Genomic DNA, 13,109 nt, shown 5'->3' with positions numbered 1-13,109 from the left:
TAACAACCATGATAGATTTTCGCTCAGACACGGTTACTAAACCTTCAAAAGCCATGCGCGATGTAATGTATAGCGCGCCAGTAGGCGATGATGTGTACGGGGATGATCCTAGCGTAAACCAGCTAGAAGCCTATGCAAGTGAGCGTTTTAGCTTTGAAGCCGCACTTTATTGTAGCTCTGGCACGCAAGCTAATTTACTTGCGCTTATGGCTCATTGCGAACGCGGAGATGAATATATTTGCGGGCAAAATGCCCATAACTATAAATTTGAAGGCGGTGGCGCTGCAGTATTAGGCTCTATTCAACCACAACCGATTGAGAATGAACCCGATGGCAGCCTCTGCTTTGATAAAATTGCCGCAGCAATAAAACCAAACGATAGCCATTTTGCCAACACCCGCTTACTTAGCCTTGAAAACACCATAGGCGGAAAAGTGCTCCCCCTTAGCTACTTAGCCAAAGCCCGTCATTTTGTAAATGAGCACTCGTTAGCTCTGCACTTAGATGGCGCACGTGCGTTTAATGCAGCAGTTGAATTAAACGTTGATATTACAGATATAACCCAGCATTTTGACTCTGTTTCAATTTGCTTATCAAAAGGGCTAGGTGCTCCCGTTGGCTCGCTATTACTAGGCACAAAGGCGCTTATCAAAAAAGCACGGCGCTGGAGAAAAGTACTCGGTGGTGGCATGCGCCAAGCCGGAATGCTGGCAGCCGCGGGGCATTACGCACTTGAAAATAACGCCTCTCGCTTAAAAGACGATCACGCTAATGCGCGTTATTTAGCAAGTAAGCTTAATGAGCTCAATGGGTTTAGCGTTGATATGAATAACACCACTAACATGGTGTATGCGCGCTATTCAAGTGAGTTAAATATAGCGCATATTAGCGAGCAATTAGCACAACAAGGCATATTAATTAGCCCAAGCAAACAGCTTAGGCTAGTCACTCATCTTGATATAAACCAAGATGATATAGATACTTTTATACGAGCCTTAGCGGCCCATATTTAACTCAGCCTTATAGTGCTTGCGGCACACCGACACATAACGGTCGTTGCCGCCAATTTCTACTTGGTTACCATCGGCAATGGCATTGCCGTTTTCATCTGTACGCAACACATGATTGGCTTTACGGCCGCAATGGCACACTGTTTTAAGCTCAACCAGTTTATCGGCCCATGCTAGCAAGTACTGAGAGCCAATAAATAACTCACCTCTAAAGTCGCTTCGCAGGCCATAACACAATACCGGAATACCAAGTTCGTCAACCACATCAGTCAGCTGCATAACTTGCTCTTTAGATAAAAACTGGCATTCATCAACCAATACACAGTGGCGCTTTTTTTCGTTTTGCAGATTTTGGATCAGCTCAAAAACATTTTTTGACGCATCAAATATATGCGCATCAGCTTGCAGCCCGATACGAGACGATACTTTTCCTACACCAGAGCGGTTATCAATTGCAGCCGTTAAAATAACTGGCTCCATACCGCGCTCACGATAGTTAAACGCAGATTGTAATAAGGTGGTTGATTTACCCGCATTCATCGCAGAGTAGTAAAAGTATAATTGAGCCATTGCCGTGCCTTAAGATAGAAAGTGCGCTTATGCTACCTTAATATGCGATTAATACCAATTTCATATCGCTATTTTAGTTAATAAGCGCTTTGATTTTCTTATTACTCAACAGCTTGCAAGTATTTTATATAAATTTGTGCACTGTCAAAGCGCGCTAACCATTGCCATATCTCTTTACTAAGCTGGCTATTTTGCTGGTAAAACTGCTTTGAAAAAATTAAATAACCGTCTGTTGTTTCATAAGGTGGGTAAAGGGGTTTTACATCGCTCCCTTTATGTTGATAGCTCGACACTTTTAAGTCATCTACTTGGCATAAATCAACACTTGCCTGCACCACTCCTTTATCAAGTAATTCAAATGCTTTGTCTTTTGAAAAAGTATTATGAATATAAAAAGGCTCTTCTTTTAGCGCGCTGTTTAAGCCATAGCCATTAGGAATGGCGATAGTAAACGCTTTATTTTGAAATACTTCGCGCGTTTGCCATTGTTTATGAAAACGAGCCCGCCCTATTAAGCAGCTACTAAAACGACTCACTGCAAATTTTTCTAGCAACACCCCTTTTTCGTTTGTAGGGTACACAGCAAAACGTTCACGCCCATCACGATAGCTGGCAATAACGGCATTAACACGGTTAAGTTCTAAATCGTTTAGGCATCTGCGCCATGGTTTTCTAACAAATGAAATAGCCACATTGGGTATGTCGGCATCCAGTTGCTTTAAAATTTCAATTGAGGCGCCAGGGTTATCTATAGGTACCTCTTGCCCAATGCCCAAAAACATAGGTGCAACGTCTTTATCTTCGTAGCAAAATATAAGCGTTTGAGGGTTAGCAAACACTGCTGAAGAAAACATCAAACCAATTATAAATAAATAATTTAAGCTGCTAATACTCATAATAATTTTTATTAGTAAATAATGTAAATTGTAGCTTGTGATAACAAAGCTGCCAGTGCTGTAACAGTTAAATTATCCCTTCATGCTTTAGTAGCCAACTTTTTCTCTCAAGGCCACCGGCGTACCCAGTAAGCTTTGAGTTTGCACCAATAATTCGATGGCACGGCACTATAATACTGATGGGGTTTTTGCCATTTGCAGCCCCGACTGCTCTTACCGCCTTAGGATTATTTAATTGTTTAGCTATATCGCCGTAGGTCATGGTTTTGCCAAAAGGGACGCTGAGCAACGCTTGCCACACACCATTTTGAAAAGGCGTACCTTGCGTATCTAATGGCACATTAAAGGTTTTGCGCTGACCATTAAAGTATTCGTTTAATTGCTTTACGCAGATTAAAACCGCTTCATTTGTTACTTGCTCAACGGGTGTATGGGTGTAGTGTGTTTTTGGGTAAAAACCAACATAGCTCACCCCGTTTTCAGTCGCTTGAATAATAACATCGTCAATCGGGCTCGAAATTGCGGTCTGTATAATCATGAAAGTTGCTGCCATAGTTGAAACGTTAAGTACGAGCGAAATGGAGCGCTCAGCTCTGGGTTAAATTGCTTAGCATTGATCAGCGCCTTTTTTACCCCGAGATCGCCGGCTAATAGTATATCTGGGTTACTTTGCCCGCGCAGTTTAGCGTAGTTAACAGTCCATGGGCCTATCCCTTTTATATCGAGCCAATTATCCAAAACCCTGTTATCGGGGTTATCAGCGCAGTACTTAGATAAATTTTTTAATGCATTTTTGCGCGATTGCGGCATTTTAAAAAATTCAAAGTCGCATGTCGCTAAATCCTCAGGCTGTGGAAAATACACTTTATCTGCGTGTTTATCGCCTCGCTCTGCAACCAGCTTTGTTACTAAAGTGTGCGCTGCCCCCACGCTAACTTGTTGACCCAATACAGCGCGGATCCCCGCTTCAAAGCTTGACCATATCCCAGGTAAGCGTAGCCCTTCACTTAATGTAAATGCCCCATTAATACTGTTTTTTAAGTGGCTTTCAATAGGGTTTATATCGGCATCTACATCAAGTACACGGCGTATATTATTAATTACTTTTTGTAAGTGCTCGGTATTATTTATTACTATTTCAACTTTAAAATGGTTATTTTGCGCCTTAAAGTGCGCATTAAAATAACCTACCACCCCTTTTAGCTTAAATGTTCGCCCGTAACTGGTTGGGGTTATCCACTCCATAGGCTCTATTAACCGCTTTGACAAAAAGCTGTGCAAAGCCTGCCAATTGTAAGGAGGTCTAAAAGGGAGAGTTAATACGATCACAGGGGTTGCCTCTTTTTTTGATTTTCTGAGCTTTGATGGGGCCATATTTAATTGTTGTAAAAAAGCATCGTTAAAACGTCGCACACTTTTAAACCCAGCGGCAAATGCAATATCGGTTATAGGTAATGTGGTTTCTTGAATGAGCTTTTTAGCAAACTGACATTGGTTAAATAACCGATACTGAGTAACAGACACACCAAAGTGCTGATTAAATATGCGTCGCAAATAACGACTGGTAATACCCAAACGAGTAGCTAGCATTTCGCAATTACAGCTATCACCTAAATCAATTAACTGCTTAGCTCTAAGCGCGGTCGTTTTTACCCCCTACCAAGCAGCGCTGCCCGGAGCACTATCGGGCCTGCAGCGTATACACGGTCTAAAGCCTGCTTGCGCTGCGTTGTGCGCATATTGATAATACACCACATTTTTTTCTTGAGCGGTGGGCGCGGGGCAAATTGGCCGACAATAAATACCGGTGCTTTTTACCGCAACGTAAAATAAGCCATCAAATCGTGCATCGCGGCTTTGCCGTGCTTTTTGCCAATACTGATTATTCATGTAGGGTCTTAATCAATAAAACGTACCTCAGCATAACAATTTTTAAAGCAAATACTGGCCGTTTTCGGCACTCATCTGCTTTTAAAAAAGTATTATACCAACCCACTTAATTAAGCGTTTTAGTATCACTATTGCTCTGCAAAATCGAGTAAGTCTTGGCCTGCTAGGCGGTAGATTATCCATTCGTTTTGGGCTTTTGCCCCAATGCTATTATAAAAATCTATAGCGGGTTTATTCCAATCCAGTACTACCCACTCAAAGCGTCCACAGTCGTTTTTTATAGCTTTATTAGCAAGGTGTTTCATTATTAGTTTGCCCGCACCATTGCCACGGCTATCGGGGCTTACGTATAAATCTTCCAGATATAAGCCATTTTTACCCAGCCAGGTAGAGTAATTATAAAAATACACCGCAAAGCCAATAGGCTCATCATCTTCAAGGCAAATAACACTGTGTGCAGTTGCCCCCTCACTAAACAGCGTTTTTATAATTGCCTGCTCATCTGTTTTTACTGCATCGGGTTCTTTTTCGTAAATGGCCAGTTCGGTAATAAACTGTAAAATGGTTGGCGCATCGCTTTTTTTAGCGTCGCGTATTTGTATTTGCTTACTCATGTTATTAATCCTACAAGTACTGCTCTATTTTCTCTTTTAAAATATCAAGCTGAATGGGTTTAGTTAAGTAGTCATCCATACCGGCATTAATACAACGTTCTTTATCTGAGTCCATTGCATTGGCGGTTAGGGCAATTATCTTTATTGCTTTGTGCTCATCCCCTGCCATACCGTCTCGTATATTAGCCGTGGCGTCAAAGCCATCCATTACCGGCATTTGGCAATCCATTAACACTAAATCAAAATACCCTTCGTTATGCTCGCTTAAGGTATTTATGGCTTCTTGACCATTTTGCGCCAGTATTACTTCGCAATTTAGCTTTTTAAGCATCAGTGTAGAAACATGCTGATTAACGGGGTTATCCTCAACTAATAAAATTTTTGCAGGTGTGTCTGATTTTTCTTTTCTGAGTGACGAAATATACCCTGGGGTCACCAAAGGAAGGGGCTCGGTGCTGTCTGAACTTGTAATAACCGATAACGCAGAAATTAAATCGGCGGTTGTAACCGGTTTAGGAAAATAAGCCTGAAAACCAATTTTTGAGTAGCGCTGAGCGCCTTCCATACCTGCAATACTGGTCATCATTACTAATGGCATGGCTTTATAGTCATCATGTGCTTTAAGCACTTTACACAGCTCCATTCCATCCATTTCTGGCATTTGCATGTCTAGCACGGCAATATCAAACATAGGCTGATTATTTTCTATGCGCTGTGCACATAGTTCAAGCGCCTGTTTTGCACTACTAGCAAGCGTAACATTGGCCCCCCAATGTCCTAACTGCTGAGAGATAACTAAGCGGTTTGTCTCGTTATCATCAACCACTAGTACATTTAACGAACTCATATTTATATTAGGGATAGTACGTTCTTTTTCGATGCCTTCAGCCACTTGCATGGTTGCAGTAAATTCGCTGCCTTTGCCAGGTTCGCTCGCCAGTGAAATTTTACCATTCATTAGCTCACATAACTGTTTACATATTGCAAGCCCCAGCCCCGTGCCTCCGTATTCTCGCGTGGTTGATGCATCCACTTGCGAAAAAGGGGTAAATAATTGCTGTTGTTTTGCTTCGGTTATGCCTATTCCTGAGTCTTTTACTTTTATATTTAGCAGTAGGTCTTGGTCGGTTTTTTCTATAGATGCACTCACCACCACTTCACCCTGGCTGGTAAATTTAACCGCATTACTAATTAAGTTGGTTACCACTTGGCGTATGCGCCCGGGGTCGCCCATTAAATGTGAAGGCTCCAAGGAGACTAAATCTAAAATAATCTCAATGCCTTTTTCTTGTGCGGTAAAGGCCTGTGCCTCGGCTATTTCGCCAATTAAGTCGCGCGCATTAAAATGTATATGCTCAAGCTCAACTTTGCCTGCTTCCGCCTTAGAAAAATCTAAAATATCGTTAATAACGCCAAGTAAAGAATGAGCACTGCTTTTAGCAATAGCGACCTTTTTTTCTATTGGTTTACTTAATGGCTCTAACTCTACCAGCTCTAACATGCCTAATACGCCATTCATCGGTGTACGAATTTCGTGGCTCATGGTTGCTAAAAACTGGCTTTTTGCTACAGCAGCATCTTGTGCTTGCACTAAAGCAACCTTTAGCTTTTCAGCGGTTTCTTTACGCTTTTGCGAGACCAAGGTACTACCGACTAACGTAGCCAAAGAGCGCAAGTAGGTTTCTTCGCTTTGCGTCCAAATGTGCTTAGCCCCTACAGTTTCTGCACATAAAATACCTAAATTTCCATCGCCTGATGAAATAACCGCATTCAGCATTGACTGAATATTTAATGGTTGAGTATAACTTTGCGTAAATTCAATGGTTGCTTTATGCGTATATACATCTTCAATTGCCACTAGGTTTTGCTCAAAAATAGCCTCATAGTAACTTGGAAAATCAGCCTTTTTAAGAACGCCGTCAAAATCCACAAATCCATCTTTTCGAGTATATAAACCATGGCACGCCATTTCGTCGCACTGTTTGTTAAATATCCAAATAGAGGCACGCTCAACATTTAATACCTCTACCATCGACTTTATCGTCAGCTTTTTAACTTGCGCAACGTCGCTATTTTGTACCTCAGGCGAAACCGTTAATGACGCTAAATTTTTGTTATAGGCGTTTGCTTTTTCGCTTTCTAACTCTAGGCGTTTATGTGCATCAATACTTTGGAACGAGCCAAAAACACGCACACATTTACCGTCTTTAAATTCCGCCTGCCCCATCGACTTAACCCAGCGCTCTTTACCGGTATAAGTTAAAATTATCAGCTCTACACTCCAGCTTTCGCCTAAAGTCACCGCACATTCAAACAACGTACTAATTTTATCGCGGTGCTCTCCTGGCTTATAAAAGTTAATGGCTGTATCAATGTTAGGTTCAAACCCGTCGGGAACTTCGTGTATTACTTTTACTTCGTCTGACCAATACATGGTTTGGTTTTCAAGGTTTATTTCCCATGCGCCAATTTGGCCTTGTTTACTCATTGCTTCAAGCAGGTTTTGTTGGCGGGTAATTTCTACTTGAGTATTATGGCGCTCAGTAATGTCTAAAATAAAGCCATCTAAATAAAGAACTTCGTTGTCATCGCCATAAATTGCTTGGCCTTTTTCATGCACCCAGCGAATACTGCCATCATTTCTTTTTACTCTGTATTCAATAGACCAAGGCAGCTTTTGTGCAATACAGGTACTTACTTGCAGCCCAACATCTTGATCGCCATCGTGAATAATAGCGGCAAAGCTTAGTGTTTTATTATTAATAAAGTCATCAGGCGTATAGCCTGTTATGTCTTTTACTTGGTCACTCATGTACAACATAGTCCAGGCTTTATCGAACTTACATCGATAAATAACCCCTGGAATATTTTCCACCAAAGAAGCAAAGCGATCGCGGCTATACTGTAGCTCAGACTCTATTTGCTTGCGCTCGGTAATATCTAAATGTGTTCCAATCATACGACGAGGCGACCCATCTAGGTTCCAGTCGACTACTTTTGCAGTATCGAGTACCCAAACCCAGTGGCCATCTTTGTGTTTCATTCGCGCTTCGCTGACATAGTAACCGGTGTCACCATTAAAATGCGCTTTTAGCTTTTGCTCTGAAATAACCAAATCATCGGGGTGTGCAAACTTATACCAAGTATTAATAGTGGTAGGTTCTAACTCGCTGAGTTTATAGCCTATTATTTCTGCCCAGCGATTATTAAAAGTCACTTTGCTGGTATCTATAAACCAATCCCATATTCCTACGGCGGTGGTATCTATGACTAACTGAAGCTGGGTTTTGTGCTGCTCAAGTTCAAGCTCTTGTAATTTTAATGGCGTGACATCAGTACGAATGGCTATATAGCTTTGCGGTTTTCCGTGCTCATCAAAAAATGGCGCTATGGTGGTGTCTACCCAATAAAAACCGCCATGTTTTGCTTTATTACAAATTTGGCCGTTCCATACTTCACCCCGTTTAAGGGTTTTATACATGCTTTTAAAAAAGCCTTTGTCGTGCCTTCCTGAATTAAGTAAACGGTGATTTTGACCTATAAGCTCATGTTCTTCATAGCCGCTAATTTCACAAAACTTCTTATTTACAAAAGTGATAGTGCCCGCTAAATCTGTTACCGCAACAATGGCATGCTCATCGAGGGCACTTTTTTGCTCATCCAATTGTTTAAACGCAGTTTGCAAAGCAGAGCGCTGCTTTTGCAGTATGCTCTGCTGCTCTTCTTTAAATGCCACCATTTTTTGAAGATCTACTGATAACCTATTTAACTCGTGGCTATCAGTTAAAGTAGGCACCTTTACTTTCTCGCCATCGGTAATTCGGGCCATTACTGAGGTAAGCTGAATTAAAGGCTTAGATAAGCGCCGACTAAACCACCACGCTGCGCATAAAATGAGAAGTAAAGAAACTGCATTTGTAAAAATAGCCAGCTGCTTATAATAAGTAGAGTCTTTGAGCATAATATGCAAAGGTTTTGCTGCTAAAAGTTGCCACCCTTGCACACCTAAAAAATTTAAATCACTAATATATGCATGGTATGTCGTGCCGTTGGCACTGGCGTAATCAAACACTTGCTTACTGGTGAGTGCCGTTTGCGAAAAAACAGGCGCCTCATCTGCATTTGTTACTGAAGAGCGCTCTATTTTATTATTATGTAGTACAAAAAAACTCACTTCGTTGTGCATGTTGTGAATGGTGTTTAAGCTTTTTAAAAGGCCATTAATATTTACTTCTGTGAGAATTACACCCTCTAGTTGTTGCGCCGAATTAAGCAAAGGCATAGCCACAATATTAAACTGTTTGCCATTTAACATAACAGAGCCAAAAGCGGCTGGCGTTGAGGTATTAACCGAATTTATAAGCGTACTAAGCTCACCTTTGTTTATCTGCCCGTAAGGCGAGATAATGGGCTGCTTAAGTGCCGATGCAGCGATAATTTCTATACTGTTTACAAAGTCATATTGATTAACAAAATGATTTATTAATTTGCTTTGTTCAAGCGGGAAGTTAGAAAGCTGATTTTTAAAGGTATATAAATCAGTAAGGTGATCATCAAACCATAAATTAGCAAACTCTGAGGCGATAGAGCTTAATTCATGAAGCTCTGCATTTGCATTTTTTTGCAAGGTATTATTAACGTGCTGTAAGCTAAACCAGGTCAGCAAGCAAAGTGGAACAATAGCAATAACTAAAAAAGTAATGATCAGCTTACTACGCACAGACTGAGCTGTGCCATTTAGCAGCCCATACTTTTTTCCTTCAACCATGCTATATATCCAATAACTGTAATTGTATTATTTATTACCTATATTAATGCACTAAAACCTAAAAGACGCAAGTTTTAGCCCGCAAAGCGTTTAAAATACATCACATAATTACAGTTTAAACATCAATAAGTTGCAATTAAAATTTACACGTAAAAATAAGCAAGAACGCAAACCGTGCATATTTTAATTTTTAGCTGGTGTTTATTTCATTATTATAAAAATTAAAGCGCATTACTCATACGAACTTTTACTGACTTAAAGCCACTAAATTTTTAAACTTTATTTAAGGGACTAAAGCTTAGCGTGTTGTTCGCGGTTTTATATACAGTAGTTTGCTTACACAAAGGGTCACATTTTATAAATTGATAAACACCTGTTCTATCACTTACAATCGCTGTAACTGCTTATTATAGAGATTACTTTTGAAAATCTGGTTACGTCGAATTCACTTATACCTTGCCTTACTAAGTGGCCTTTTTTTGTTAATACTCAGTATTAGCGGCGCCATTTTACTTTATGCAAATGACATACAATATTATATTCAGCCCGATAAATGGCAGATAGAACCACAAACCAAAACGCTTAGCCACGCAGAATTAATCCGCGCAGTACAGCAGCAAACAGATAAAAAAATCACCCGCTTTATGCCCCTTAGTAACCCTAATGCCAGCTGGCAATTTAGATTAGGTGATGGCAGTAACGCCAGTGTGAACCCGTATACAGGCAAAGTAATTTTTCAATACCAAACAAATGACACGCTGTATGGTTTTACCCTTGCTTTGCATCGCTGGCTATTATTTGAAACAGTCTCTGGTGAAAAACCACTAAAAAACGTGGTCTCTGTATGCGCCCTATTATTAATAATAAATGTGTTAGTGGGCTTTTATTTATGGGTTAAGCCTAAAAACCGCCTAAAACGACTGGCGATTAAACCTAAAGCTAAATTTAAAGTACTTATGTATCAGCTACACACCGTGCTTGGTGTTTATGTTTTATTACCGCTATTGCTTATAGCCTTCACAGGTATCACCTTTAATTGGAAAAGCGCGACCAAAACATTAGTAGAAACCGTGGCATTTTCTCAAGTACAAAATAGGCCTAAAGCGCCAAAAGTGATAGCAAAATCAACAGCAAGTATTAACTACGACCAAGCAATAAATAAAGCCCTTGATGTATTTCCTGAGGGGATTTTGTATCGTATTTACTTACCTAAAAAACACAATGACCCAATCGCTTTACGCCTACAAAACCCAGGAGAAAGCCATGCTTATAGCTGGGTGTGGGTAAATCCATACAACGCTAAAGTGCTTAGCGCGTATGATGCCAGTAAAGCAAATGCAGTCACCCATGTATGGAACTTTAAATATGTGTTTCATACTGGCGCATTTGCAGGGCCGATTGTAAAATTTGTATGGCTTTTAGTATCACTGTCGTTAGCATTTTTTATACTCAGTGGTGTTTATTTATGGTGCAAACGGCATAAGTGGGTATAACATTACCCTTTAAATGAAAATGCAAAACTGTACATAAACCAAGCAATAACGCAAACTTAAATAAGAATCAAAACCAATTGTAAATTAATGATTTTTATAGAAAAACTTGCAAAATACGCAAATTTAACTACACTGTGCACAATTAAAATAGTTAAGGTGATTTATCATGAAAGGTAATCAAAAAGTAATCGATGCATTTAATACTTTGCTAGCCAATGAGTTAGCCGCAATTGACCAGTATTTTATTCATTCACGCATGTATGATGACTGGGGTTTAGATAAATTATATGTACGCCTTAACCATGAAATGGAAGAAGAAAAAGATCATGCTGATTGGCTAATCAAACGCATCTTGTTTTTAGAAGGCGTGCCTAACATGACTAAACGCCGTGACCTTTTAATTGGTAACGATGTAAAAAGTATGATGCAAAACGACTTAACACTAGAGCTTGAAGTAGTTGCATGTGTTAAAGAGGTAATTGCTATTTGTGAAGAGCAGCAAGATTATCAGTCTCGCGAAGTGTTAGAAAAGCTATTATTTGATACCGAGGAAGATCACGTTTATTGGTTAGAGCAACAACTTGGTCTAATTGATAAAATTGGTACGCAAAACTACCACCAAGCACAAATGGGCGAGTAAGGAGCATAAAGTATGAAAGGCGATAAAGACGTTATAGCAGCTTTAAATAAAGTACTCGCTAATGAGCTTGTGGGTATTAACCAATACTTTTTGCATGCCCGCATGTTTAAAGATTTTGGTTTTAGCCAGCTTGATAAAGCAGACTACAAGGTTTCAATTCAAAAAATGAAAAACGCCGATCGTTTAATCGAACGTATTTTATTTTTAGAAGGCTTACCTAACTTACAAGACCTAGGCCGTTTACGCATTGGCGAAAACAGCGAAGAAATGATTGCCGCAAATATGAGCTTTGAGCTTGATACAATTGATGATTTGCGCAGTGCAATTAAATTAGCTGAAAACAAAAAAGATTATATTAGCCGTGAAGCACTCGACAATATTTTGAACGAGCAGGAAGAACAAATTGACTGGCTAGAGACCCAGCAACTACTTATTCAAAATACAGGGCTTGAAAATTACTTACAGTCTCAACTGTAAGGTAAATTTAGGTCATAAAAAAAGCAGCTTTATAAGCTGCTTTTTTTGTATTTGAATTTTGTAATAACGAATTAAGCGACTTGATCGGTAATATCTGCAATCTCAATAAGTTTGCGATTTAGGATCTTTTTAGTACAACAACAACACTTACCGCATTGGCTGCCTACTTTAAGCTCTTTAGTTAATTCACGCATGGTAGTTGCACCATCGTCAATTGTTTGCTCAATTTTTTTATCAGTCACCCCGTGACAAAGACAAATATACATGAATACAAACTACTCTCAATTTCATTTAGTAGGTGCATACTAATCTAAACAATAATGGTTATCAATTGTTTGTGAAATAAAAATTAGTTATTTTTCAAAAAATTGATCAGTGCCACTTAAATCGAGAATTCACGGCGCGTTGAGAACTTATTGATTTATAATGAAATATGGCACTTAAATTGAGATTTATTAACTAAATTACACTCTAAAAATAATTATGTTTTTTATTAGGTAAATTTCTTAAACAACGAGAAATCGCTTGAAAACATCTATTACAGTAAGTGATTTGAATTGATAATTTGCCCTATCTGTTATACGAAAGCTAATCGGTTTACTTCGAGGTAGAGTTTATTTAGGCCGATGCTTTGCGGAGTAGCAACAGCGCATCTTTATTTTTCATTACATAAAGAACTTGTATTCATGGGCAGTTATAGCCGTGGATTGCATCACTCAATAATTACCGGCGGTCTGCTCTGTGCCATAAG

The 13,109-nt window shown here is 39.6% G+C and carries 10 protein-coding genes and 1 pseudogene; 4 read left to right on the top strand and 7 right to left on the bottom strand.

What is annotated here, in order from left to right; genetic code table 11:
* Window positions 1–8: 8 nt before the first annotated feature.
* A complete protein-coding gene (gene ltaE / locus PAT01_RS11020) occupies window positions 9–1,013 on the top strand; it encodes a low-specificity L-threonine aldolase (protein ID WP_154945457.1) in 1,005 nt (334 codons plus the stop codon).
* Here the strand turns inward: ltaE and PAT01_RS11015 are convergent.
* From PAT01_RS11015 to PAT01_RS10990, 6 genes and pseudogenes are all read right to left on the bottom strand, one after another.
* Window positions 996–1,580 carry a thymidine kinase gene (locus tag PAT01_RS11015; protein ID WP_004588785.1) on the bottom strand — a complete coding sequence of 195 codons (585 nt, stop codon included), beginning with the start codon at window positions 1,578–1,580 and terminating at the stop codon, window positions 996–998. The genes ltaE and PAT01_RS11015 overlap by 18 nt on opposite strands.
* A 101-nt stretch (window positions 1,581–1,681) precedes the next feature.
* Window positions 1,682–2,434, bottom strand: a complete 753-nt coding sequence (locus PAT01_RS11010) for an amino acid ABC transporter substrate-binding protein (RefSeq protein ID WP_318299749.1) — start codon at window positions 2,432–2,434, stop codon at window positions 1,682–1,684.
* 109 nt (window positions 2,435–2,543) lie between these two features.
* Window positions 2,544–3,014, bottom strand: a complete 471-nt coding sequence (locus PAT01_RS11005; protein ID WP_029774244.1) for a methylated-DNA--[protein]-cysteine S-methyltransferase — start codon at window positions 3,012–3,014, stop codon at window positions 2,544–2,546.
* Window positions 3,011–4,366, bottom strand: a pseudogene (locus PAT01_RS11000) (DNA-3-methyladenine glycosylase 2 family protein). The gene PAT01_RS11005 and the pseudogene PAT01_RS11000 overlap by 4 nt, the downstream one beginning before the upstream one ends.
* A gap of 128 nt (window positions 4,367–4,494) precedes the next feature.
* Window positions 4,495–4,980 carry a GNAT family N-acetyltransferase gene (locus PAT01_RS10995; protein ID WP_029774246.1) on the bottom strand — a complete coding sequence of 162 codons (486 nt, stop codon included), beginning with the start codon at window positions 4,978–4,980 and terminating at the stop codon, window positions 4,495–4,497.
* A gap of 10 nt (window positions 4,981–4,990) precedes the next feature.
* The gene (locus tag PAT01_RS10990) at window positions 4,991–9,748 is read right to left on the bottom strand and encodes a PAS domain-containing protein (RefSeq protein ID WP_154945455.1); all 4,758 of its coding nucleotides are present in this window, start codon (window positions 9,746–9,748) and stop codon (window positions 4,991–4,993) included.
* 422 nt (window positions 9,749–10,170) lie between these two features.
* Here PAT01_RS10990 and PAT01_RS10985 point away from each other — a divergent pair, with 422 nt between their 5' ends.
* The 3 genes from PAT01_RS10985 to bfr (PAT01_RS10975) all read left to right on the top strand — a co-directional run bounded on the left by PAT01_RS10985 (window position 10,171) and on the right by bfr (PAT01_RS10975) (window position 12,358).
* Window positions 10,171–11,241 carry a PepSY-associated TM helix domain-containing protein gene (locus PAT01_RS10985; RefSeq protein WP_138579169.1) on the top strand — a complete coding sequence of 357 codons (1,071 nt, stop codon included), beginning with the start codon at window positions 10,171–10,173 and terminating at the stop codon, window positions 11,239–11,241.
* A gap of 166 nt (window positions 11,242–11,407) precedes the next feature.
* Window positions 11,408–11,881: a bacterioferritin gene (gene bfr / locus PAT01_RS10980; RefSeq protein ID WP_024031963.1), complete on the top strand. Its 474-nt coding sequence runs from the start codon at window positions 11,408–11,410 to the stop codon at window positions 11,879–11,881.
* Between the two features lie 12 nt (window positions 11,882–11,893).
* Window positions 11,894–12,358 (top strand): bacterioferritin, encoded by a 465-nt coding sequence (gene bfr / locus PAT01_RS10975; protein ID WP_004588793.1) that lies wholly within the window; start codon window positions 11,894–11,896, stop codon window positions 12,356–12,358.
* Window positions 12,359–12,429: 71 nt separating this feature from the next.
* On the opposite strand, the gene PAT01_RS10970 is transcribed toward bfr (PAT01_RS10975), so the two are convergent.
* Window positions 12,430–12,624, bottom strand: a complete 195-nt coding sequence (locus PAT01_RS10970) for a (2Fe-2S)-binding protein (RefSeq protein ID WP_004588794.1) — start codon at window positions 12,622–12,624, stop codon at window positions 12,430–12,432.
* Window positions 12,625–13,109 lie beyond the last annotated feature (485 nt).

This window comes from Pseudoalteromonas atlantica (genome assembly GCA_007988745.1).
Lineage (GTDB): Bacteria > Pseudomonadota > Gammaproteobacteria > Enterobacterales > Alteromonadaceae > Pseudoalteromonas > Pseudoalteromonas atlantica.
The sequence above is the reverse complement of the archived record's forward strand: the minus strand, read 5'-3'. Positions and strand labels throughout refer to the sequence as shown.